Source organism: Kocuria sp. KD4, assembly GCF_011769905.1.
GTDB classification, from domain to species: Bacteria; Actinomycetota; Actinomycetes; order Actinomycetales; family Micrococcaceae; genus Kocuria; species Kocuria marina.
The window spans coordinates 691,940-714,985 of record NZ_CP050449.1; the positions used below are offsets into that span (position 1 = coordinate 691,940).

General features: G+C 70.1%; 23 protein-coding genes, 1 tRNA gene and 1 riboswitch. Of the genes, 18 read left to right on the plus strand and 6 right to left on the minus strand.

Going from position 1 to position 23,046, the window contains the following annotated elements; all coding sequences use genetic code 11:
• Positions 1 to 30: 30 nt before the first annotated feature.
• The gene (locus HBK84_RS03155) at positions 31 to 1,062 is read right to left on the minus strand and encodes a 6-phosphofructokinase (RefSeq protein ID WP_085108437.1); all 1,032 of its coding nucleotides are present in this window, start codon (positions 1,060 to 1,062) and stop codon (positions 31 to 33) included.
• A 204-nt stretch (positions 1,063 to 1,266) separates the two neighbouring features.
• Here HBK84_RS03155 and ppk2 point away from each other — a divergent pair, with 204 nt between their 5' ends.
• From ppk2 to HBK84_RS03170, 3 genes are all read left to right on the plus strand, one after another.
• Complete coding sequence (gene ppk2 / locus HBK84_RS03160) at positions 1,267 to 2,178, plus strand: polyphosphate kinase 2 (protein ID WP_172644385.1); 912 nt, start codon at positions 1,267 to 1,269, stop codon at positions 2,176 to 2,178.
• Positions 2,179 to 2,249: 71 nt separating this feature from the next.
• Complete coding sequence (locus tag HBK84_RS03165) at positions 2,250 to 2,672, plus strand: hypothetical protein (RefSeq protein WP_167318170.1); 423 nt, start codon at positions 2,250 to 2,252, stop codon at positions 2,670 to 2,672.
• Positions 2,669 to 3,529, plus strand: a complete 861-nt coding sequence (locus tag HBK84_RS03170) for a PepSY domain-containing protein (RefSeq protein ID WP_370520581.1) — start codon at positions 2,669 to 2,671, stop codon at positions 3,527 to 3,529. The genes HBK84_RS03165 and HBK84_RS03170 overlap by 4 nt, the downstream gene beginning before the upstream one ends.
• Positions 3,530 to 3,605: 76 nt before the next feature.
• On the opposite strand, the gene HBK84_RS03175 is transcribed toward HBK84_RS03170, so the two are convergent.
• Together HBK84_RS03175 and HBK84_RS03180 are read right to left on the minus strand one after the other, a co-directional pair.
• Positions 3,606 to 3,974 carry a hypothetical protein gene (locus HBK84_RS03175; protein WP_144931497.1) on the minus strand — a complete coding sequence of 123 codons (369 nt, stop codon included), beginning with the start codon at positions 3,972 to 3,974 and terminating at the stop codon, positions 3,606 to 3,608.
• Entirely contained in the window at positions 3,971 to 5,182 is a 1,212-nt protein-coding gene (locus HBK84_RS03180) for a pyridoxal phosphate-dependent aminotransferase (RefSeq protein ID WP_167318172.1), read from the minus strand. The genes HBK84_RS03175 and HBK84_RS03180 overlap by 4 nt, the downstream gene beginning before the upstream one ends.
• A gap of 323 nt (positions 5,183 to 5,505) precedes the next feature.
• On the opposite strand from HBK84_RS03180, the gene HBK84_RS03185 reads away from it, so the two are divergent.
• The 6 genes from HBK84_RS03185 (at position 5,506) to HBK84_RS03210 (ending at position 9,551) form a co-directional block, all read left to right on the plus strand.
• Positions 5,506 to 5,578, plus strand: a tRNA-Trp gene (locus tag HBK84_RS03185).
• 63 nt (positions 5,579 to 5,641) lie between these two features.
• On the plus strand, positions 5,642 to 5,908 hold the full coding sequence (gene secE / locus HBK84_RS03190; RefSeq protein ID WP_064845237.1) for a preprotein translocase subunit SecE: 267 nt from the start codon (positions 5,642 to 5,644) through the stop codon (positions 5,906 to 5,908).
• Positions 5,909 to 5,953: 45 nt separating this feature from the next.
• Positions 5,954 to 6,826, plus strand: coding sequence for a transcription termination/antitermination protein NusG (nusG, locus tag HBK84_RS03195; protein WP_167318173.1), 873 nt, complete (start codon positions 5,954 to 5,956; stop codon positions 6,824 to 6,826).
• Positions 6,827 to 6,962: 136 nt separating this feature from the next.
• Positions 6,963 to 7,391, plus strand: coding sequence for a 50S ribosomal protein L11 (gene rplK / locus HBK84_RS03200; protein WP_035959909.1), 429 nt, complete (start codon positions 6,963 to 6,965; stop codon positions 7,389 to 7,391).
• Positions 7,392 to 7,477: 86 nt separating this feature from the next.
• Complete coding sequence (gene rplA / locus HBK84_RS03205) at positions 7,478 to 8,188, plus strand: 50S ribosomal protein L1 (RefSeq protein ID WP_167318174.1); 711 nt, start codon at positions 7,478 to 7,480, stop codon at positions 8,186 to 8,188.
• A 196-nt stretch (positions 8,189 to 8,384) separates the two neighbouring features.
• Positions 8,385 to 9,551, plus strand: a complete 1,167-nt coding sequence (locus tag HBK84_RS03210) for a GNAT family N-acetyltransferase (RefSeq protein ID WP_167318175.1) — start codon at positions 8,385 to 8,387, stop codon at positions 9,549 to 9,551.
• Positions 9,552 to 9,567: 16 nt separating this feature from the next.
• Here HBK84_RS03210 and HBK84_RS03215 read toward each other — a convergent pair whose 3' ends face one another.
• The 3 genes from HBK84_RS03215 to moaA are packed head-to-tail and all read right to left on the minus strand — an operon-like array spanning position 9,568 to position 12,221.
• Positions 9,568 to 10,872 carry a molybdopterin molybdotransferase MoeA gene (locus tag HBK84_RS03215; protein WP_167318176.1) on the minus strand — a complete coding sequence of 435 codons (1,305 nt, stop codon included), beginning with the start codon at positions 10,870 to 10,872 and terminating at the stop codon, positions 9,568 to 9,570.
• Between the two features lie 4 nt (positions 10,873 to 10,876).
• On the minus strand, positions 10,877 to 11,140 hold the full coding sequence (locus HBK84_RS03220) for a MoaD/ThiS family protein (protein ID WP_064845233.1): 264 nt from the start codon (positions 11,138 to 11,140) through the stop codon (positions 10,877 to 10,879).
• Positions 11,141 to 11,144: 4 nt separating this feature from the next.
• A complete protein-coding gene (gene moaA, locus HBK84_RS03225; RefSeq protein WP_167318177.1) occupies positions 11,145 to 12,221 on the minus strand; it encodes a GTP 3',8-cyclase MoaA in 1,077 nt (358 codons plus the stop codon).
• A gap of 66 nt (positions 12,222 to 12,287) precedes the next feature.
• Here moaA and glp point away from each other — a divergent pair, with 66 nt between their 5' ends.
• From glp to HBK84_RS03270, 9 genes are all read left to right on the plus strand, one after another.
• Positions 12,288 to 13,637, plus strand: coding sequence for a gephyrin-like molybdotransferase Glp (gene glp / locus HBK84_RS03230; RefSeq protein ID WP_167318178.1), 1,350 nt, complete (start codon positions 12,288 to 12,290; stop codon positions 13,635 to 13,637).
• Positions 13,634 to 14,131 carry a cyclic pyranopterin monophosphate synthase MoaC gene (gene moaC, locus HBK84_RS03235; RefSeq protein WP_167318179.1) on the plus strand — a complete coding sequence of 166 codons (498 nt, stop codon included), beginning with the start codon at positions 13,634 to 13,636 and terminating at the stop codon, positions 14,129 to 14,131. The genes glp and moaC overlap by 4 nt, the downstream gene beginning before the upstream one ends.
• A complete protein-coding gene (locus HBK84_RS03240; protein WP_167318180.1) occupies positions 14,128 to 15,303 on the plus strand; it encodes a molybdenum cofactor biosynthesis protein MoaE in 1,176 nt (391 codons plus the stop codon). The genes moaC and HBK84_RS03240 overlap by 4 nt, the downstream gene beginning before the upstream one ends.
• A gap of 1 nt (position 15,304) precedes the next feature.
• Positions 15,305 to 16,141, plus strand: a complete 837-nt coding sequence (gene fdhD, locus HBK84_RS03245) for a formate dehydrogenase accessory sulfurtransferase FdhD (protein ID WP_085106395.1) — start codon at positions 15,305 to 15,307, stop codon at positions 16,139 to 16,141.
• A gap of 305 nt (positions 16,142 to 16,446) precedes the next feature.
• Positions 16,447 to 16,980 (plus strand): 50S ribosomal protein L10, encoded by a 534-nt coding sequence (gene rplJ, locus HBK84_RS03250; RefSeq protein ID WP_035959878.1) that lies wholly within the window; start codon positions 16,447 to 16,449, stop codon positions 16,978 to 16,980.
• A 122-nt stretch (positions 16,981 to 17,102) separates the two neighbouring features.
• Positions 17,103 to 17,489 carry a 50S ribosomal protein L7/L12 gene (rplL, locus tag HBK84_RS03255; protein WP_035959869.1) on the plus strand — a complete coding sequence of 129 codons (387 nt, stop codon included), beginning with the start codon at positions 17,103 to 17,105 and terminating at the stop codon, positions 17,487 to 17,489.
• A gap of 158 nt (positions 17,490 to 17,647) precedes the next feature.
• A riboswitch (glycine riboswitch) is annotated at positions 17,648 to 17,781 on the plus strand.
• Between the two features lie 162 nt (positions 17,782 to 17,943).
• Positions 17,944 to 20,847 (plus strand): aminomethyl-transferring glycine dehydrogenase, encoded by a 2,904-nt coding sequence (gene gcvP, locus HBK84_RS03260; protein WP_167318181.1) that lies wholly within the window; start codon positions 17,944 to 17,946, stop codon positions 20,845 to 20,847.
• Positions 20,844 to 21,989: a glycine cleavage system aminomethyltransferase GcvT gene (gene gcvT, locus HBK84_RS03265; protein ID WP_167318182.1), complete on the plus strand. Its 1,146-nt coding sequence runs from the start codon at positions 20,844 to 20,846 to the stop codon at positions 21,987 to 21,989. Before gcvP ends, gcvT begins: the two co-directional genes overlap by 4 nt.
• A gap of 134 nt (positions 21,990 to 22,123) precedes the next feature.
• Positions 22,124 to 22,867, plus strand: coding sequence for an MBL fold metallo-hydrolase (locus HBK84_RS03270; RefSeq protein ID WP_035959847.1), 744 nt, complete (start codon positions 22,124 to 22,126; stop codon positions 22,865 to 22,867).
• Positions 22,868 to 23,046 lie beyond the last annotated feature (179 nt).

A 23,046-nucleotide genomic window follows, 5' to 3' on the forward strand; every position in this document is an offset into this window, starting at 1 on the left:
GGGGAACGGGGCGTCACCACGAGTCGGGGCTCAGCGACCGAACAGCACCTTGGCCTCGTCATAGCGGTCCTGCGGTACCACCTTGAGCCCGTCGAGCGCCTCGGAGAAGTCCACGCGCACCACGTCCGTGCCGCGCAGCGCGCACATCTTGCCCCACTGCTTCTCGGTGGCCATCCCCACGGCGGCGATCCCCAGTCGCGTGGCCAGGACACGGTCGAAGCCGGTGGGCGCGCCACCGCGCTGGATGTGACCCAGGATCGTGTTGCGGGTCTCGATGCCGGTGTTCTCCTCGATCTCCCGCGTCACGAAGTCCCCGATGCCCCCCAGCCGCGGGCGCCCGGACGCCTCGGTGCCCTTGCCCGCGATGGCCTCCTCGCGGTCGTCGGGGATGAAGCCCTCCGCCACGACGACGAGCGGTGAGCGGCCACGCTCGTGGACCTCACGGACCCACTCGGAAACCTGCTCCATGGACTCCCGGAATTCGGGGATCAGGATGGCGTGCGCGCCGGCGGCCATGCCGGAGTGCAGCGCGATCCAGCCCACGTGGCGGCCCATGACCTCCGCGACCATGCACCGGTGATGCGATTCGCCGGTGGTGCGCAGCCGGTCCATCGCATCCGTTGCGATCGAGACCGCGGTGTCGAAACCGAACGTGAAGTCGGTGGCCTGCAGGTCGTTGTCGATGGTCTTGGGCACGCCCACCACGGGCAGCCCCGCATCCGCGAGCCGCTTGGCGCCGGCCAGGGTGCCTTCGCCGCCGATCGCGACCACGGCGTCGATCCCGTGACGCTCCAGGACCTTGGCGATGTTCTCGGGACCGCCCTGGGGGCCGTCGAAGGGGTTGGTGCGCGAGGTGCCCAGGATGGTCCCGCCCTGGCGCGCGAGGCCGCGTACACTCTGCCGCGGCAAGTCGATGATGTCCCCTTCGACGACGCCGCGCCAGCCGTCCCGGAAGCCCACGAACTCGTGATCGAAAGATTTGATGCCGTGTAACACCGCGCCGCGGATCACCGCGTTGAGTCCGGGGCAGTCCCCGCCGCTGGTCATGAGCCCGATTCGCATGTGTGCCTCAGTTCCCCTCTGTCGTGTCGTATCGTTGTTCCCTTTCCATCCTAGTAACGCGCGCTCGGCGTTGCCCGGGACACCGGATAAACGGATGCGCGGCACATGGCGGGTCCCGTCCACCCGTGGTTAATGTGGACAACTAAGATCGGGGGAGGATCTGTGAACACGCCGTTCGCGATGTCAGGCCACCAGGAGGACGTTATGACCGCCCAGCAAGAACCGGCCCGGGAGAACCTGCGCGAGTTCATCGACAAGCTCGTGGACCAGGGTTACACCGTGCGGGACGGGCAGTCCCCGGACCCCGATCTGATCGACCCGGGTGGAAGCGCGGTGGAGACGTGGCGGGAGGGGTACCCGTACGACGAGCGGATGTCCCGCGAGGACTATGAGCTCGAGAAGTACCAGTTGCAGATCGAACTGTTGAAGTTTCAGTACTGGGGTCAGGACAACGACCTCAAACACGTGATCGTGTTCGAGGGTCGGGACGCCGCGGGCAAGGGCGGGACCATCAAGCGTTTCACCGAGCACCTCAACCCCCGCGCCGCCCGCGTGGTGGCCCTGAACAAGCCCTCGGACCGCGAGCAGGGCCAGTGGTACTTCCAGCGCTACATCCAGCACCTGCCCACCAACGGTGAGATCGTGCTGTTCGACCGCTCGTGGTACAACCGCGGCAACGTGGAGCGCGTGATGGGCTTTTGCACGGACGAGCAGTACGAGAGCTTCATGCTGCAGGCGCCCGTGTTCGAGAAGATGCTCGTGGACTCGGGGATCCACCTGACCAAGTTCTGGTTCTCGGTGACGCAGCACGAGCAGCGCACGCGCTTTGCGATCCGCCAGATCGACCCGGTGCGCCGCTGGAAGCTCTCGCCCATGGACCTCGCGTCCCTGGACCGCTGGGAGGACTACACCGTGGCCAAGGAGGAGACCTTCCGCCGCACGGACACGGACCACGCCCCGTGGATCACCATCAAGTCCAACGACAAGAAGCGCGCCCGCCTCAACGCCATGCGCTTCTTCCTCAACCAGTTCGACTACGAGGACAAGGACACCTCCGTGGTGTACCCGCCAGACCCGCTGATCGTGCGCCGCGGCCGCGACGCCGTGGACGACTGATACCCGGCTCCTCCCGCCGTCCCCCGGAAGCGTCCATGGTTGGTTCCACCCCCGTGAGCCGCCCGGCCTGATTGATTCGTGGCTGGGCGGCCGCTGGCGCATCCACCCTGTGCGAGGCCACGTCCCACTACGCGGTGGATCCGAACCCGCCGAACATGGCCCTCCTGGCGTTGACCCTCTCGATCGCGGGGCTCGTGTGCGTGCTTCTCGCCGGGCGGCGTCTCGGCGCCGTACGAACCGCGTGTGTCGTGGCGCTGAGCCAGCTGCCCTTCCACGCGCCGTTCTCGCTGGGCGGTCATGCCGCGGGGTCGCCCTCCCACGTGATCGGGACGGCCCACGCCCTGCACGCCCACGCCCCGTCCCCGCACCTCACGGACGCCCAGTCCCTCGTGCCTCCCGATCCGGCGGCCATGGGTCACGACCCCATGGTGAGGGCCCACGTGGCCGCGGCCGCCCTCACCTTCGTGCTCGTGCGGCACGCGGAGGACGGGTGACGGCGGCTCGCGCACGCCGCCGCGCGTGTGTTCTTCAGCGCTCTCGCACTCGTGGCCCCGGCGCTCGTGTCGTGTCACGCCCTGCGCCCCGTCCCCCTGGCCTACCCCTCCCGCCCCCGCGCGCGTGGTCACCCGTGCGCGCCCCTCCCACGCCTGGTTCATGGCCCTGCTGCAAAGACTGCACTCTGCCGCTGCGCACCACGATCGACCGGTTGTACCGGGACCTGCTGCTGGGTGAGCCCGGGCGGCTCTACAGCGAACTCGCGGCCTCGTGGCTGGGTGTCATGGCCGTGAGCAGGATCGTGCTCGTGGTGCTGCACCGACGCCGCGTGGGGCGGGGCCGCTGCGCCCGGGTCACCCTGGTCCCGCGACCGGGGGAGGCCCATGCGTATCGCCGGACCCGGTCGTGCCACACGGCCACGGGCGTGTGGCTGGCCCTCGATTTCCTGTTTCTCGCGTCGTTGGGACTCACGTGGTCCGCGCACGCGGGGGAGAACGTCTCGCAACTGCGCAGCGCGTTGCACTGGACCGCCCCCAAGGTGTCCACGGCCCTGCCGGGGTCCGCACAGCGGCAGGGTGTCGGGGACGAGCACGCCGAGCACCGCGGGCGCGGGTTTCGGCCCCGTACCCCCGCGGCGGTGCGCTGCTGCTCGTGGTGGGTCTCGGCGCGGGGCTGTTCGTGCCGCTGCTGGGCATCTCGCTCGTGGCGTTGCTCGCGGCGGATCTCGCGGTCGCCGTCGTCGCACAACGCCGCTCGGCCCGGGAATCCGCGCACTGATCATCCGTGCGGACGGCGCTCCCCGAACGGGCCGCGCCGTCTGAACGGATGTCGCTCCCCGCACGAACAGCGCCCCTGAACGAGCAGCACCCCCGACAGCGGTCATCCGCCGTCGGGGGTGCGTGCGCTGGGGAGGGTGCGTCCGCGCGGGGGCCTCAGGCGGTCTCGCCCCGGAAGTTGTGCCGGTCCACGAGCGCCCACGACGCCGCGGCGTTGACAGCGGCCACGGTGAACACCGAGGGCCACGCGCCGATCTTCTTGGCCAGCGGGTGGGACAGTCCGAACCCGGCGAGGTACAGCACGCTCAGGCCCGCGGTCGTGGCGGGTCCCGCGGAGCGGTACCACGTGCGCCCGGCGACCACGCCCTTCGCGAGCAGGACCGCGCCGCCCAGGGCGCGCACCCCCGTGAAACGGGCCACCGCGTAACCGCCGATCAGTCCGCCGGCCACCACAGCCGAGCTGGGCATGGCCACGGCGGAGGGCAGCAATTCGTTTAGCTCGTGCAAGGTCTCTTTGACGCTCATTCGGTGCCTCCCAGGAAGTTCTGCAGACGGGACAGGCCCTCGGCGAGATCGTCGTCGCCCAGGGCGTAGGACAGGCGCAGGTACCCGGACGGGCCGAAGGCCTCACCCGGGACCACTGCCACCTCGGCCTTCTCGAGGATCAGTTCCGCGAGCTCCGCGCTCGTGGTGGGCGTGACGCCCGCGAACTCGCGGCCCAACAGCGCCGTGATGTCTGGGTACGCGTAGAACGCACCGGTGGGGGTGGGGCACACCACGCCGTCGATCGCGTTGAGCCCGTCCACGATCGTGCGACGACGCCGGTCGAAGGCCTCGCGCATGCGCTCCACCTGGTCCATGGGCCCGTTCAGGGCGGCCAGGGCCGCGCGCTGGGCCACGTTGTTCACGTTGGAACTCAGGTGCGACTGCAGGTTGGTCGCGGCCTTCACGACGTCTGCGGGACCAACCAGCCAGCCCACACGCCACCCGGTCATCGCGTAGGTCTTGGCCACGCCGTTGAGCAGGATGAGGCTCTCGTGCAGCTCGGGCACGGCGCGGGCCATGGAGGTGAACTCCACGTCGTCGTACGTGAGGTGCTGGTAAATCTCGTCGCTGATCACGAAGATGCCCTTGGCCGCGGCCCATTCACCCACGGCCCGGGTCTCCTCGGCGGTGTAGACCGCACCCGTGGGGTTGGAGGGCGAGCAGAACAACAGGGCCTTGGTGTGCTCCGTGTATGCGGCCTCAAGTTGTTCGGGCGTGACCTTGTACTCCTGGTCCGCACCCGCGAAGACCTCCACGGGGTTGCCGCCGGCCAGTCGGATGGCTTCAGGGTAGGTGGTCCAATATGGGGCGGGCAGCAGGACGTCGTCGCCTTCGTCCACGACCGTCTGGAACGCCTGGTACACGGCCTGCTTGCCGCCGTTGGTCACGAGCACCTGGGAGGGCTCCACGGCCCATCCGCTGTCGCGCTGCGTGGCTTTCGCGATCGCTGAACGCAGCTCGGGCAGTCCCGCGGCGGGGGAGTAGCGGAAGTTCTTGGGGTCCTGGAGGGCCTCGGCGGCGGCATCCACGATGTAGTCGGGGGTCGCGAAGTCCGGTTCACCCGCGCCGAAGCCGATCACCGGCCGCCCCTCGGCCTTGAGGGCCTTGGCCTTGGCGTCCACGGCGAGGGTCGCGGACTCCGCGATCGCCGAGATCCGATGCGAGATGCGCTGCTGCGCTGGTGACATGGTGATCATTTCTCCTGGGCTGACTGGGCTGCTTGGACTGACCGGGTCGTCCCGGCGGGCGGGCCTCTCACTGGCCCGCGCACGGATCCGTACGGGAACCTGACGGGCCCGGGGTCCGACCGGGGACGCGGACACCACTCCCAGCTTAGGTGGCCGGACCCTTGCTTTGCACGGGACGCGGCGGGCGCGTACCATGGTCTGTTGGTGCCGCCACCAGTGCGGTGCGCTCTGCCCCGGGATGGACTCCCGACGGCGGGATGACGGGCCGATGATAGGCTCGGGCACCGGATTTCGTGTCGCGCACGGCTGCGGCGCGGTGTCGAAGGGCAGTGGCGCAATTGGTAGCGCAGCGGTCTCCAAAACCGCAGGTTGCAGGTTCGAGTCCTGTCTGCCCTGCTTCAGGACCCACAACGGCACGCACACCACCGCCGAGAAGTTGCTTCACGCAGGGGAGAGCCGATGTCGCACACCGTCACAGGACAGACCCCGGGTCAACCTGCCGGTTCCGATCACAAACGTGGGATCTTCGGCCGGATCTGGCTGTTTATCCGTCAGGTCGTGGGAGAACTCAAGAAGGTCGTCGCCCCGTCCCGCCGGGAACTGGTCAACTTCGTCCTGGTCGTGCTGGCGTTCGTGGCGTTCATGATGGTGTTGATCTCCCTGTTGGACCTGGGCTTCGGTCAGGTGGCCATCTGGCTGTTCGGGAACGGCGACCAGGCCCAGTAAGTCCTTCCACCACTTCCAGACGTCCACAGAAAGCAGGAATCCCCGGTGACCGATCACGAGCTCGATAACGACGACACCCAGCCCGCTCAGTTCGACTCCCTGATGGCGGACGCTGCGCGGGACGAGTCGGCGCAGAGCACGTCCGAGACCACCGAGACCACGGATCCGCAGCAGGACTCCGACGAGCGCACCGTGCAGGAAGCCGACCTCGACGCCGCCGAGGGTAACGGCGAGGCCGTGCCCGTCCCCACCGAGGACGCCGTGGCCACGGCGGAATCCGCCGAGGACGACGTCGACCCCGCGGTGGAATTTAAGGCCAAGCTGCGCCGCCAAGAGGGCGACTGGTTCGTGATCCACACGTACGCGGGGTACGAGAACCGTGTGAAGACCAACCTCGAGACCCGCATCCAGTCCCTCAACATGGAAGAGGACATCTTCCAGATCGAGGTGCCCATGGAAGAGGTCGTGGAGATCAAGAACTCGCAGCGCAAGACCGTGCGCCGCGTGCGGATCCCCGGGTACGTGCTCGTGCGCATGAACCTCACGGATGCCTCCTGGGGCGCTGTGCGCCACACCCCGGGTGTCACGGGCTTCGTGGGCCAGGACGCCTACAACCCGGTGCCGCTGCGCCTGGACGAGGTCTTCGACATGCTCGCCCCCACGTTCGAGACCCCCGAAAAGGCGAAGGGCCTGGGCGAGACCGCCGGTTCCGGCGCGGGTGCCCAGGGCGGCGCCCAGCAGGTCACCGTGGACTTCGAGGTCGGCGAGTCCGTGATCGTGAAGGAGGGCCCCTTCGAGACCCTCCCGGCCACGATCTCCGAGATCAAGGTGGAATCCCAGCAGCTCGTGGTGCTTGTGTCCATCTTCGAACGCGAGACCCCCGTGACCCTCAGTTTCGACCAGGTCACCAAGATTTAGTCCCATCAGGTTTCGGAATCCGGCCTCGGATGTGCTTTGGTCCGGGGTGTTTCCGTTCGGTCGCCGCGCCACGGCGACCACTCGCCGTCGTACGCTCCTGTGCGGCGGTACGCACAGCTAGAAGAAGGACCATCACATGGCTCCCAAGAAGAAGGTCGCAGGCCTGATCAAGCTGCAGATCCAGGCGGGCGCCGCCAACCCGGCTCCCCCGGTGGGTCCCGCGCTGGGTCAGCACGGCGTCAACATCATGGAATTCTGCAAGGCCTATAACGCGGCCACGGAATCCCAGCGCGGCAACATCGTGCCGGTCGAGATCACCGTGTACGAGGACCGCTCGTTCACGTTCGTAACCAAGACCCCGCCGGCCGCGCAGCTGATCAAGAAGGCCGCCGGCGTCGCCAAGGGCTCCGGTGTCCCCCACACCAATAAGGTCGGGAAGATCACCATGGACCAGGTCCGTGAGATCGCCGAGACCAAGAAGGAAGACCTCAACGCCAACGACGTCGAGGCCGCCGCGAAGATCATCGCCGGCACCGCCCGTTCCATGGGCATCGAGGTCAACTGAGCTCTTCCGAGCTCGTACCGAAGACAACCATCGTGGCAGGGCCGAGCGCGGCCCGCTGACCACAACTGCACAAGGAGAACAAGCAGATGGCAAAGCGCAGCAAGGCATACCGGGCAGCTGCCGAGAAGATCGAGGCGGGCAAGTTCTACGCTCCCGCCGAGGCGGTCGCCCTGGCCAAGGAACTGGCCGAGAACAGCAAGTCCGATTCCACCGTCGAGGTGTCCATGCGCCTCGGTGTGGATCCCCGCAAGGCGGACCAGATGGTCCGCGGCACCGTGAACCTGCCCAACGGCACGGGCAAGACCGCTCGCGTGGTCGTGTTCGCAACCGGTGACAAGGCTGCCGCGGCCGAGGCCGCCGGTGCGGACTTCGTGGGTTCCGACGACCTGATCGCCAAGGTCCAGGGCGGTTGGACCGACTTCGACGCCGCCGTGGCCACCCCGGACATGATGGGCAAGGTGGGCCGCCTGGGCAAGATCCTGGGTCCCCGTAACCTCATGCCGAACCCCAAGACCGGCACCGTGACGATGGACGTGGCCAAGGCCGTGTCCGACATCAAGGGCGGTAAGATCGACTTCCGCGTGGATAAGCACTCCAACCTGCACTTCATCATCGGCAAGGCGTCCTTCGACGCCCAGAAGCTCGCCGAGAACTACGGTGCCGCGCTGGAAGAGGTGCTTCGTCTGAAGCCGGCTGCGTCCAAGGGCCGTTACATCACCAAGGCCACCGTGGCCACCACGTTCGGCCCGGGCATCCCTGTGGACCCGAGCGCCACCGAGGTCACCACCCAGGCGTGATCGCGGGTACGTAACGAGGGAACGCTCGCATTCCCTACCGTCGAGGGAAGGGTCCGTGCCGTCACCGGCCGGACCCTTCTTTCGTGGGACGATGGAAACACCGTTACGAATTCTTGATGTACTTGAGGCCGGGTTCCGTGGACGGGGCCCGTCGCCCGGGTGCCGTCCCGGCCGGGCGGCGCGGAAGGAGAGCACTGTGACGGAGCCGTCACCGGTACGCATCGAGTTGTTGTGCATCCCCGACACCTTCGATGACGAGGCGCAGCGGGTCCTGGGGCGCGTGGCCGCGCTCGTGCAGTCCTCCCGGCGACACGTGTGGGGCACCGGTCAGCTCAGCAACGGCGCCCACGACATCTTCCGGGACCTGCACGACCCCTACGAGCGCGTGAACATCCTGTGCGCGTACCTCGACGACCGCCTCGTGGGGCGCGCCGAGGTGCGGATGCCCCTGATCACGGACACCGACATGGCGCAGATCGCGGTGGATGTGGCCCCGGACGAGACCTCCGAGGGGATCGGGCGCGCTCTTCTGAGTGCTGCGGAGCAACTTGCGCGGGGTGAGTCCCGCCGGTTCATCCGCCTCGTGACCGAGCACCCCGCGTCCGAGGCGCGCGATCCCTCCGGCCCCGGGGACGGCAGCGCGGACGGCACGGCCGACGGCGGTGCGAGCCCCGTGGCTCCCGTCCCATGGCTCGACGCCGCCGATGGTTCCGGGCGCCTGCCCGCGAGCCACCGCCAGACCCGCTTCGCCCAGCACGCCGGGTACACCCTGCGCACGGTCAGCAGTTTCGCGCTCCTGCCCGTGCCGCTGGACGAACAGCGCACCGCGCGCATCCACGAATCCCTCGAGGCCGTGCCCTTCGCGGACCACTACCGCCTGCACACGTGGGTGGGGGAGGCCCCGGACGAGCTCCTGGCCCCGCTCGCGCAGCTGCACGCCAAGATCCCCACGGACTCGTTCGTGCGACCGATCGTGGCGGACCCGGACCCGTGGGACGGCGCGCGGGTGCGCCGCACGGAACAGCTGCGTCAGGAGGACGGCGACCGGTCCCTGATGGCCGTGATCCAGGACGTGCGCACGAGCGAGCTCGTGGGGATGACCGAACTGATCCTCGCGCAGCACCGCCCGGCCCTGGCCCTGCAGGACGAGACCCTCGTGGTGCGCACCCACCGCGGGCACCGGTTGGGGATGCGGCTCAAGCTCGCCAACCTCGAGCAGCTCGCGAACGCGGCCCCCGAGGTCCGGACCGTGTACTCGTGGACCCACAGCGGCAACGACCGAATGAACTGGGTCAACGCCCAGCTAGGCTTCCGGGACGCCGGTCAGTCCGCGATCTGGGAGCAGGACTTCAGCATCCACTGACCACCGGGCCGGTCACTCACCACGGCAGGGGCAGCACCACGGTCTCCTGTCCGCGGGCCAGCCCATCCCGGGGCACGGACAGCAGCCCTTGCGCCGCGGCGAGTCCGCGCACCATGTTGGAGCCCACCGCGCGGCACGGCACCCAGCCGTCCTCGTGCCGCCGGGCCGGTAGCAATCGTTCGGAGCGGGCGTCGGCCAGATCCTCCCCGGCAATCGCGGGGGCGAAAGGCTGGGCATCGCGGCCCAAGTGGCCGGCCAGGAACGCCCCACCCAGCAGCAGGAACGCCACCATGGCACCCAGGGGATTGCCGGGCAGCGCGAGCACGGCAGTGTCCCGCGCGGCTGCGAACAATGTGGGGTGACCGGGCATGAGGTCCAGCTGGTCCACGAGCACATGGCACTCGTCCTGCACCAGGGGGCGCACGAAGTCCGCGCGCGAGCGGGACGTGCCACCCGTGGTGACCACGAGGTCGTGCTCGGTACTCAGTTCGCGGAGCAGGGAACGCAGCGCCGCGGCGTCGTCGGGACCGCGGCGCACCGTGACCGTGCGCCCGCCGAAGGCCTTCACCATGGGCGGCAGGGACATGCTGAACGCATCGCGCACGTACCCGGGAGCCGGGAGCCCGCTGGTGCGCACCTCGGAACCCGTGAGCAGCAAGGCCACGCGCGGGACGGTACACACGGGCACGTCGTCCCGTCCGGCCACGGCCAGGAACGCCGCGTGCGCGGGGGAGAGCACGGCGCCCGCCCGCACCACGGTCTCACCCTCGGCGCATTCCGTTCCGGCCGGGCGAATGTGCCTGCCCGCGAGTTCCGTGCGCGGGCTGTCGGGGGACAGCTCAAGGAGCTCGCCGCGGCGGGTTGCGAATTCCTCGCGGATGACCGTGGTGGTGCTGTCCGGGATCACGCCGCCCGTGACCACGGGGACGGCCGTGCCGGGCGCAAGCGTGACCGCGGACGCGGCACTTGGCAGCGGCGCGGACGGCGCAGCGCCGTCGGCCAGGTGATCATCCAGTCGCCGTCCGTCGGATGCCCCCGCACGGGAGCCCGGGGCGACGACGCGCCACGGTCCCGGTCCGTGGACCGCGTACCCGTCCATCGCGCTCGAGGCGTAGTGCGGGACGGAACATGCCGCGCGGACGTCGTGGGCCGCGGTGCGACCCGCCGCCCGGTCCAGGGGGACGATCTCGATCGCGCCGCCGGGCCGGGAGTCCGCGAGCGCCGAACCGGCCCGGTGTGCGAGGGTCCGGGCGGCGTCACGCGCCGCGTGGTGCAGGGGTTCGAGACCGCTGCTCCACGCGGGTGGGGTAGGACCAGGCATCCGATCAACCCCCCGCGAAGGGCGGGAGGACGTCCACCGTGGCGGCCGGGGCCAGCGGGGATTCCTGGTCCCGGGCGGCCACACCGTCCACGAGCCACGAGCATTGCGGCAACACCTGGGCCAACGTGCGTTCGCCCGGTGGGGCCACGGGGTGCAGGGTGACCAACAGTTGCTGCAGCTCGGAGCGGGTCAGCGCCGTGGTGGTCTCCACGTGCTCTTCCTCTGTCCCGGCCGCGGCAGCGGCCGCCGCGAAATAACGCACGAGCACGGTCTCAACCCCCGATCGCGCTCATGCTGCGGTCGGGCTGGACGTAGTCCCCGGAGTCGAGGCCCGCGTGGTCCATCCCGTGGGCGCGCGGCTTGACCCACATGGCATCGCGCCAGCGTTGGGCGATGTCCCGGTCGGTCGCGTTCGAGCGCAACAGGTGCATCAGATCCGTCTCGTGGTGGGAGAACAGACACGAGCGCACGTGGCCGTCCGCGGTGATCCGAGTGCGCGTGCAGTCCTCGCAGAACGGTTCCGTGACGGACGCGATGATCCCCACGGTCCCCAGCACGGTGTCCTGACCGCGTTCCCGCACGAGGTACTTCTCCGCGGGGGCGCCCGCTCGGGGTGCGGTGTCCGGGGTGATGTCGAAGTCCCGGGACAGGGACTCGCGGATCTCGGTGGCCGTGACCATGTTCTTCCGGGTCCAGCCGTGGTCCGCGTCCAGGGGCATCTGTTCGATGAAGCGCAGGGCGCAGTCGTGGTCCAGGGCCCAGCGCAGCAGCGCGGGCGCCTCGTGGTCGTTGACCCCGCGCATCAGGACGGCATTGAGCTTGACCGGGCTCATGCCCGCGTCCTGGGCGGCAGCCACGCCCTCGAGCGTTTGGGTGAGCCGCCCGCGGCGGGCGAGCTTCTCGTAGGTGTCCGCGCATAGGGTGTCCAGGGAGATATTCACGCGGGTCATCCCGCCGTCCGCGAGGGCCTGGGCACGCCCGGCGAGTCCGATGCCGTTGCTCGTCATGGACACGGGGATCCCCGGCATGCGCTCGGTCAGGGCGGCCACGAGTTCCTCGAGATCGGGGCGGATGAGCGGTTCCCCGCCCGTGAGTCGGATCTCCCGCACCCCGAAGTCCGAGACGGCGATGGCGGCCAAGCGCACGATCTCCGGGACCGTCAGCAATGATTCACGCGGCAGCCACTGCATGCCCTCCGCGGGCATGCAGTACGTGCACCGGAGGTTGCACTTGTCCGTGAGGGAGATGCGCAGGTCCGTGGCGGTACGTCCGAAGCGGTCCGTCAACGGCCCCTGCGTGGGCACCCCGCGAACGGGGAGGACATGGGGATTACCAAGGAAAACGGACATACCGTCCAGTGTAGGTGCTGCCCCCAGCACGGGCGGAACCCCCGTCGGGGTGGCTACCCTGGAGCCATGTCCCGCTGTATCGAAACGCACCAGCGCACGCTGGTCGAGTTGCTCAACTCGGCGTCCCACGACGACGCCGCACTCCTGCCCCTCGCGCGCGCCGCGGGACGCGTGCTCGCTCGGGACCTCGTGGCGAAGGCGGACCTGCCACCGTTGGCGAACTCGCAGATGGACGGGTTCGCGGTGCGCGTGGCCGATCTGACCCCCTCCGTCCCGCCCCAGCCAGGGGATGCTGAAGGGATCGAACTGCCCGTCGCGGACGTGCGGCCCGCGGGTGCCGAACCGGCGCGGCACACACCCGGTACTGTGACCGCCGTGATGACCGGGGCCGTGCTCCCCGAGGGCGCGGACGCGGTGATCCCCGTGGAACGGGTGCGTCCCCCGCGCTTCGACGTCCCGGCCGTGACGATCAGCCCCGACGTCGCCCGGTCCGTCACCGAGGGCACCTTCGTGCGAGCGGCCGGGAGCGACGTCGCCCGCGGCGCCGTGGCGCTGCCCGCCGGAACGCGGCTGGGGGCTGCGGCGCTCGGTGCGTGCGCCGCGCTCGGACTGGGCCCGGGAACCGAGATGTCCGTGCGCACCGGACCGCGTGTGGTCGTGGTGAGCGGAGGGGACGAGATCGCGCCCGACGGGCACGCGCCGCGCCCCGGGATGTACCACGACGCCAACGGCCCCTTGCTGGCCGCATGGTTGTCCGAGGCGGGCGCCGAATCGGTGACCCGGGTCCGTGTGGACGACGACCCGGACGCCTTCGTGCGAGCCCTGGATCACGTTGTCACCGAGGCACGACCCCACCTCGTGATCACGAGCGGCGGGATCAGCGCGGGTGCGTTCGAGGTCGTGCGCCAGGGCCTCGAGCGGGAGGGCCGGGACACGTGGTTCGACCACGTGGCCATGCAACCGGGAGGCCCCCAGGGACACGGCACGTTCCGTGGCGTGCCCGTGATCTGCCTGCCCGGTAATCCCGTGAGCACGTGGGTCTCGTGCGAGGTCTTCGTTCGTCCCGCGCTCGCGGCCGCGTGGGGGTGTTGCCCGTCGCCGCGGTGGTTCACGGCCGAATTGGGCGAGGCGGTTCGACCGCTGGACACCAGGACCCAGCTGCGCCGCGGGAGTATGGAACACCCGGGGGACGGAACGGTCCCGCGCGTGCGTCTCGTGGGGGGAGCGTCGTCGCACCTGCTGAGCGCCGCCGCCCATGCGGACGTCCTGGTGCGCATCCCGCCCGGGGAGCACGAACTCGCCGCCGGGACGACCGTGGCGGTACTGCCGGTGGACGGCGGCGTGCTGCCCGCGGACGACGACCCGGTGCCCGCGGGCGCAGCAGACGGAACGGAACGAACAGGAGAGCCAGCGTGAGCGAACGAGAGCCGGAGCCCGGACAACAGCACCTGACACACGTGCGGGAGGACGGCACGGCGCACATGGTGGACGTGAGCGAGAAGGCGGTGACCTCGCGCGAGGCCACCGCCCAGGCCGTGGTCATGACCCGCCCGGATGTGATCGACCTGCTGGCCTCGGGGGGGCTGCCCAAGGGGGACGCGCTCGCCGTGGCGCGCGTGGCCGGGATCATGGCCGCCAAGCGCACCCCGGACCTCGTGCCCCTGTGCCACCCGCTACCCCTGAGCAAGGTGACCGTGGACCTCACCCCGCGCGAGGACCGTGTGGTGATCGAGACGACCGTGCGCACCCGCGGTGTGACCGGCGTGGAGATGGAGGCCCTCACGGCGGCGAGCGTGGCCGCGCTGACCCTGTACGACATGATCAAGGCCGTGGACAAGGCCGCCACGATCACCGACACCCGCGTGCTCGCCAAGTCCGGCGGCAAGAGCGGCGATTGGAGCGCCCGATGAGTGAGCACGCGGAACCGGCCCACGGCCGTCCCTTCCGTCGACACGAGGTGGGCGACACCCACCTGGAGGGGCGCAGCGCCGTGGTGGTCGTGGTGTCCAGCTCGGCGGCGTCGGGCACGGCGGAGGACCGCTGCGGGCCGCTACTGCGGGACTGGTTGCGGGGCCGCGGCCTGGACGTGACGCTGCGCGTGATCCCGGACGGGCCCGAGGTCCTCGAGCTGCTGCGCGACCTCACATCGGCGTCCGGGCCTGCCGCCCCGCGGTTCGTGATCACGACCGGGGGCACCGGACTGAACTCGGACGACGTCACGCCCGAGTCCACGGCCCGGGTGCTGGAGCGCGAGTCGCCGGGGATCATGCACGCGCTGTGGAGCGCGGGGCTGCAGAAGACCCCCACGGCCGTGATGAGCCGCGGGGTCGCGGGGCACACCGGCCAGACCTTCATGGTGAACCTCCCGGGCTCGCGCGGGGGCATCAAGGACGGGATGACCGTGCTGGACCCCCTGCTGGACCACATCAGCGCACAGCTCGAGGACGTGCACGGTCACGGGGAGGACCGCTCCGTGACGCGCTCCGCGCAGGGGGAGGTCGTCCCCGCGGCGGTCCCGGACTCCCCGGGCCACGCCGAGCGCACGGACGTGCCCGGCCATGACGCCGCCCCCGCCGCGGGCACGGTCGGCGCGCGGGTGCCCGCAGCGTCGTCGTCGTCCGACGACGACGCCGCGCCGGGCGCCGAGCCCTCGACGGGCGAGGTGCTGCTGGCGCTCGTCACGACCGACCCCCTGGATGCGGCCGAGGCGCAGCGTGCGGTCCAGCATCCGCGGTGCGGGGCGGTCGTCGGGTTCAGCGGCGTGATCCGCGACCACGACGGCGGCAAGGACGGTGTCACGGCGCTTGAGTACAGCGCCCACCCCAGCGCGGGCGAGGTCATGCGGGACGTGGTCGGTGAGATCGCGAGCGCCCACCCGGACGTGCGCTTGTGGGCCGCGCACCGGATCGGCGCGCTCGCCGTGGGGGACAGCGCGCTCGAGGTGGCCGTGGCCGCGGGACACCGTCGCGAGGCGTTCGAGGCGTGCGCGCAGCTCGTGGACCTCATCAAGGAACGCGTGCCCATCTGGAAGCGGCAGAGCTTCGAGGACGGGCAGCACAACTGGGTGGGGCTGGACGCCTGAGATGGCCGCTCGGATCATCGTCCCCGCCCGCGTGCGCACGTTCGACGCCCACGGGGAAGTGCGCGCGGGTCCGGACCGGCTCGCGGGGGAGGAACCCCTGGAGATCCGGCTGAACGGGCAACAGTTCACCGTGACCATGCGCACGCCCGGGGACGACTTCGAACTCGTGACGGGGCTGCTGCTGAGCGAGGCCGTGATCACGGAGGTCTCGCACATCGTGAAGATGGACTACCGCTCGGGCGTGGACCAGGACGGGCACCGCACGTACAACGTGGTGGACGTCCGGCTCGCACCGGCGGCCCCGGGGCCGCGCGCGGACGCCCAGCGCCAGGTGTTCACATCCTCGTCGTGCGGGGTGTGCGGCACGCCGTCGTTGGACGGGGTGGTCAAGTCCTCCGCGTACCCCGTGGCGCACCCGCGTCCACTCGTCACCGCGGCGCGGCTCGTGTCCCTGCCGGATGAGTTGCGGGAGCACCAGCGGGTCTTCTCCGCCACGGGCGGGGTGCACGCGGCGGCGCTGTTCCCCGTGGGCCGGGACGAACCCCTCGTGGTCCGGGAGGACGTGGGCCGGCACAACGCCGTGGACAAGGTCATCGGGTGGGCGGTGCAGCGAGGACTGCTGCCGCTGCACGAAGCGGTCCTGCAGGTCTCCGCTCGGGCGTCGTTCGAGCTTGTGAGCAAGGCCGCCATGGCCGGGATCCCCGTGCTCTCCGCGGTCAGCGCACCCTCCGCGCTCGCCGTGACCCACGGGCGGGAGCACGGGGTCACGGTCGTGGGGTTCAACCGCAAGGGTCGGTGCAACGTCTACACCCACCCGGAGCGCATCACGGGGGAGTGAACCGGGCCCTGACGATTTGATGGGCACCCGCGCCCCGCTGATTTGGTGGGCACCCGCGCCCTGGGGTACGATGGAGGCACCAAAGACCGCCGGTCATCACGCGTGCCCCGGTACGCGCGATCTAAGAGGTTCTCGGAAACGTGAACCGTCCAGCGCAGGTGAACCAGCACGAATTTCGCTCCTCAACACCGCAGCTTCATGCGTGTGATCAGGGCGTGGTCTCGAGCCCCGGGCATCTGCGCGGGGCTTTTTTCGTGTCCTCGTACGGGACGCGGGCCGGCACCCACATGTAAGGAAGGAGCACCATGGCGAATCCTGAAAAGGCTGCCGCGGTTGCGGAGTTGAAGGAATTCTTCTCCAACTCGCACGCTGCCGTCCTGACGGAGTACCGCGGTCTCACCGTGGCTCAGCTGAAGACGCTGCGCCGTTCCCTCGGTGAGAACGCCGAATACGCCGTGGTGAAGAACACGCTCACCGCCATCGCGGCTCGCGAGTCCGGTATCGACGCGTTCGAGGGCAAGCTCACGGGCCCCTCGGCCATCGCGTTCGTCTCCGGTGACGCCGTCGAGGCCGCCAAGAGTCTGCGTGACTTCGCCAAGGACAACCCCCAGTTGGTCGTCAAGGGCGGTTACCTGGATGGCGTCGCGATGGACGAGTCCGAGATCAAGAAGCTCGCGGACCTCGAGTCCCGCGAGGTTCTGCTGGCCAAGGTCGCCGGCGCCGCCAAGGCGTCGATGTCCAAGGCTGCTGCGCTGTTCCAGGCCCCGCTGTCCAAGACCGTGCGCACCGCCGAGGCCCTGCGCGCCAAGCTGGACGAACAGGGCGAGAACGCCGCCTGATCCCTTCGGGGACCCGGTTGCGGGGTCCCGGGCGAGCGCCCGGGAAACACCCGTGTTCTTCCCACGCACACCTCGCCGGTGCCACCAGCACCGGCACCACGTACAAGTAAGGAGCCAATACCATGGCTAAGCTGACCACCGAAGAACTCATCGAGGCCTTCAAGGAACTGTCCCTCATCGAGCTGTCCGAGTTCGTGAAGGCGTTCGAGGAGACCTTCGACGTCACCGCTGCCGCCCCCGTGGCCGTGGCCGGTGCCGCTCCCGCCGGCGGCGACGCCGGTGGGGCCGAGGAGGAGAAGACCGAGTTCGACGTCATCCTCGAATCCGCCGGTGACAAGAAGATCCAGGTCATCAAGGAAGTTCGCGGCCTGACCTCCCTGGGCCTGAAGGAAGCCAAGGACCTCGTGGACAGCGCTCCCAAGGCCGTCCTCGAAGGCGCCACCAAGGAAGCCGCTGACAAGGCGAAGGAAGCCCTCGAGGGCGCCGGCGCCTCCGTCACTGTCAAGTGATCCACGGCGCCTCGTGCGCCCGCCGTGTCCCGTGACGTGACCCCCGGGTCCGTCCGGCACGACATCCCCGCGAAACCCCGCACCGATCATCGGTGCGGGGTTTCGCGCATTCCCCGCAGCGGTGTGATGTGCGAAACTGTGTGTGACCATCTGGCCGTCACCGTACGGCGGGAGAGCATGGCGGATCCTCGTGAGCCGGAACCACGTGAACCGGTACCGCGGGCATCGCGCCATCGCCGAAGGAGCAAACCCTCCCCGGGAATCTCTCAGGCACCCGTACCGCCGCACCGGGCCACTCTGAAGAGCTCACCCCTGTCACGGGGAGAGCACCGACGGGGCAGGTCGACGGGCGCGAGCTGCTGCGCCCGCCGGCGAAATCTCTCAGGTTGCGATACAGAGCGGGGAGGACTCACCGGGCCCTCGCGCGCCCACAAGCAGCCCAGGAGACCCTCGTATGTCCTTCCTGTCACGCCACATCGGCCCCGACGCCGATGACATGGCCGTCATGCTCCGCACCGTGGGGGTAGCCAGCCTCGACGAACTGATCGACCGCGCCGTCCCCGAGAGCATCCGTGTCCGGGACGCCCTGGACCTGCCGGAACCCCTCGACGAGCCCGAGGCCCTCGCAGCCCTGCGCTCGATCGCTGCGCGCAACACCGTGATGCGCCAGATGATCGGGCAGGGCTACCACGACACCGTGACGCCCGCGGCGGTCCGTCGCAACATCCTGGAGAACCCCGGGTTCTACACGTCCTACACGCCGTACCAGCCCGAGATCTCCCAGGGCCGGCTCGAGCTGCTGCTCACGTTCCAGAACGCGGTGATCGACCTCACCGGCCTCGAGGTGGCCAACGCGTCCCTGCTGGACGAGTCCTCCGCCGTGGCCGAGGCCGTGCTCATGATGCGCCGCGCCAACCGCCGATCCAAGAGCCTGCGCGTGCTCGTGGACAGCCGCAGCCTGCCCCAGACCCTCGCCGTGCTCGCGGGCCGCACCCGTGCCGCGGGTATCGAGCTTCTCATGGCGGACCTCGGTGATCCCGACGCCGCCGCGCGGGCGGTCTCGGAGGGTGACGTCTTCGGCGTCGTCGTCGCGCAGATCGGTGCGGACGGGGACGTCACGGATCCCACCGCGGTGATCGACGCCGCGCACGAGGCGGGCGCGCTCGTGACCGTGAGCACCGACCTGCTCGCCTTGACCATGCTGCGCAGCCCGGGTGAGCTGGGCGCGGACATCGCGGTCGGTTCGGCCCAGCGCTTCGGGGTGCCCCTGTTCTTCGGGGGCCCGCACGCCGCGTTCATGGCGACCCGCAAGGGTACCGAACGCTCCCTGCCGGGGCGCATCGTGGGGGTGTCCACCGATTCCTCGGGCGCACCCGCGTACCGGCTCGCGCTGCAGACACGTGAGCAGCACATCCGCCGCGAGAAGGCGACCTCCAACATCTGCACGGCGCAGGCCCTGCTCGCGATCGTGGCCGCGGCCTACGCGGTGCACCACGGTCCCGTCGCACTGCGTGCCCTCGCCGAGCGGCTGCACGGTCTCGCCACGGAGCTCGCCGCCGGGCTGCGGGAGCGCGGGATCGACGTCGCCCACGAGCGGTTCTTCGACACCGTGACCTTCTCCGCGCCGGGCCGGGCGGACGGCATCGTGGCCGCGGCCGCGGACCGCGGGATCAACCTCCGCCGCATCGACCAGGACACGGTGGGCGTGAGCTTCGGTGAACCCCATACGCAGCGGGACGTCCAGGACGTGCTCACCGCGGTGTCCGAGGCGTGCGGCGCGCGCATCTCGGACTCCGGGGAAGCCGCGAGCGCGGACGCACTGCCGGACGAGTGGCTGCGCACGGACGAGTACATGTCCCACCCGGTCTTCCACACGCACCGCTCCGAGACCTCGCTCATGCGGTGGCTGCGCGAACTCTCCGACAAGGACCTGGCGCTGGACCGCACCATGATCCCGCTGGGCTCGTGCACCATGAAGCTCAACGCGGCGGCGGAGATGGAACCCATCTCGTGGCCCGAGTTCGCGAGTATCCACCCGTTGGCCCCTGCGGATCAGACCCGGGGCTGGACCGAACTGATCGAGCAGTTGCAGACATGGCTCGCGGAGATCACCGGCTACGCGGCGGTGTCCGTGCAGCCCAACGCCGGTTCGCAGGGTGAACTCGCGGGTCTGCTGGCCATCCGGCGGTACCAGCTGGCCCGCGGCGAGGGTCAGCGCAAGACGATCCTCATCCCGTCCTCCGCGCACGGGACCAACGCGGCGTCGGCCGTGCTCGCGGACCTCAAGGTCGTGGTCGTGGCGACCGCCGCGGACGGCACGATCGATCAGGCGGACCTCGCGGCCAAGATCGAGGCGGTGGGGGACGAGCTCGCGGGCATCATGGTCACCTACCCCTCGACCCACGGCGTCTACGACACGGACATCACCGAGGTGTGCGCCGCCGTACACGACGCCGGTGGTCAGGTCTACGTGGACGGCGCGAACCTCAACGCGCTCATGGGGCTGGCACGGCCCGGCCGCTTCGGCGGGGACGTCTCCCACCTGAACCTGCACAAGACCTTCTGCATCCCGCACGGCGGCGGCGGGCCCGGTGTGGGTCCCGTGGCCGTGGCCGAACACCTCGTGCCGTACCTGCCGGGCAACCCGGCGGACGCGGACCTGGACGAGCACGGCGCGGGCTTCCCCGTGGCGCAGGCTCCCTACGGTTCCGCGGGGGTTCTGCCCATCACGTGGATGTACATCGCCATGACGGGCGCGCAGGGGCTGACCGAATCCACGCGCACCGCGGTGCTCGGGGCCAACTACATCTCCCGCGCGCTCGCGGACGTGTTCCCCACGCTGTACACCGGGGACGGCGGGCTTGTGGCCCACGAGTGCATCCTGGACCTGCGGCCCATGACCAAGGCCTCCGGCGTCACGGCCGAGGACGTGTGCAAGCGCCTCGTGGACTTCGGGTTCCACGCGCCCACGCTCGCGTTCCCGGTCGCCGGGACCCTGATGGTCGAGCCCACCGAGTCCGAGGGCCTCGAGGAGCAGGACCGGTTCATCGCCGCGATGCGCACGATCCACGCGGAGATGCGGGAGATCGCGGACGGCACCGTGTCCCTCGAGGACTCCGTGATCCGCAACGCCCCGCACACCGCCCAGGTGCTCACCGCGGACGAGTGGCAGCGCGCCTACCCGCGCTCGCAGGCCGCCTACCCGGTCGCGTCCCTGCGCCGGGTCAAGTACTGGCCCCCCGTGGGCCGGATCGACAACGCCGCGGGGGACCGCAACCTCGTGTGCGAGTGCCCGCCCATCGAGGCGTTCGACGCCGCGTACAACACCGCAGCAGTAGCACAGGAGGAGACTCGATGAGCGAGCAGCGCACCGCACTGTACGAGGCCCACGAGCGGTTGGGGGCGCGGTTCACCGACTTCGGTGGCTGGACCATGCCCGTGCGCTACGCGAGCGACACCGCCGAGCACCACGCGGTGCGCCGCGGCGCCGGGATCTTCGACCTGTCCCACATGGGGGAGGTCTCGGTCTCGGGTCCGCAGGCCGGCGCGTTCCTGGACTACGCCCTCGTGGGTGTACTCTCCGGGGTCACGGTGGGCCGCGCCAAGTACTCGATCATCGTGGACGAACAGGGCAGGATCCTGGACGACCTCATTACCTACCGTACGGACGAGGACGAGTACCTCGTGGTGCCGAACGCGGGCAACCAGGAGACGGTCGTGCGTGCGCTCCAGGAGCGCGCCCAGGGCTTCGACGTGCGCGTCACGGACAACGGTCCGGCGACGTCGCTGATCGCCGTCCAGGGTCCGCGCGCCCTCGAGGTGCTCGAGGCCACGCGTTTGGAACCGGCCGAGGACGTCGCCGCGCTGAAGTACTACGCGTGCGTGCGCGCACGCTGCGCGGACGTGGCCGTGCTCGTGGCCCGCACCGGGTACACGGGCGAGGACGGTTTCGAACTGTACTGCGCCAACCAGGACGCCCCCGTGCTGTGGGACGCGCTCCTGGCGACCGCGGCCGAGCTCGGCACGGAGGAGGCTCCCGTGGGAGCGGCGGGTCTCGCGGCGCGCGACTCCCTGCGGCTCGAGGCCGGGATGCCGCTGTACGGTCACGAACTGTCCACGGAGATCACCCCGGTCGAAGCGGGACTCGGCAAGCTCGTGGAGATCGCCCTGCGCAAGAAGGCGGAGGCCGGCACCACCACGGTCGGCGGGGACGTGCTCGCGGCGATGCTGGAAGGCACGCCCGAACGCACCCTCATCGGTCTGGAGGGCCTGGGTCGCAAACCCGTGCGCGCGGGCTACACCGTGCATGTGGGGGAGCGCACCGTGGGTGAGGTGACGAGCGGGCTGCCCTCGCCCACGCTGGGCAAGCCGGTGGCCATGGCGCTCGTGGCCACGGACGCCGTCGACGAGATCGACGCCGGTGAGGTGAGCGTCCAGGACGCACGCGGGCGCGCCGTGGAGGTCACGCGCACCGCGCTGCCCTTCTACAAGCGGTCCTGAAGGGTGGTGTGGGGAGCGAGCCGCCCGGAGTAGTCTCTAGGCAGGCCCGCTCCGCCGTGCACGTTCCGAGGACCGCGCGGGCCGGTGAGGGTCCCGCCCCGTGTGATCGGGGCGGGACGGACAAGGAGAACGCCGTGTTCCTGCGCGACGTCGCCCCCGGGATCCATATGATCCAGAACCACAACGTGAACTGCTATGTCCTGGAGGACTCGGACGGCCTCACGGTCGTGGACGCCGGTCTGCCCAGGGTGTGGAACGAACTCGGGTGGGCCGTGCGCGAACTCGGCCACGCCCCCGAGGACATCAAAGCGCTCGTGTTGACCCATGCGCACTTCGACCACGTGGGGGTCGCCGCGAAACTCGTGGACCGGCTCGGGATTCCCGTTTACGCCCACCAGCGGGACAAGCACCTCGCGGCACACCCTTACAGCTACGCGCACGAGAACCCCACGGCCGTCTACCCGCTGCGTCACCCGCGCGCCGTGCCGATCCTCGCGTCCATGATCGCCGGTGGCGCCGCGATGGTGCGGGGCGTGACCGTGACCCGCGAGCTGACCGCGGGGGAGACCGTCCCCGTCCCGGGCCGCCCGCGGGTCGTGTTCACCGCGGGCCACACGTACGGGCACTGCGCGCTGTACGTCCCTACAGCGGACGCCGTGATATCGGGGGACGCGCTCGTGACCCTGGACCCCTACTCGGGTCTCACGGGCCCCCGCATCGTGGCCCGCGCCGCCACCGCGGACAGCGCGATGGCCGTGGAATCCCTCGCCGCACTCGAGGTCACGGGAGCCACCCTGGTGCTGCCCGGACACGGCGACCCGTGGCGTGAAGGCGTGGGACGCGCCGTCGAACTGGCCCGGGAGAACGGGGTCGCCTGAGGGGGCGCCGCCCGAGGGGCGGGCATCTTACGGCCCGGACGGGATTTCGTCCAGCACCGGTGTGGACAAACGGGCGCAGTTCGCCTAAGCTAGTACTTTGCGTTGTCCCTTATGCATGCGTGCCTTCATATAGCGGTGGGCGCCACAGGGGCGGTTGTCGACGAGCATCGAAAACCGGC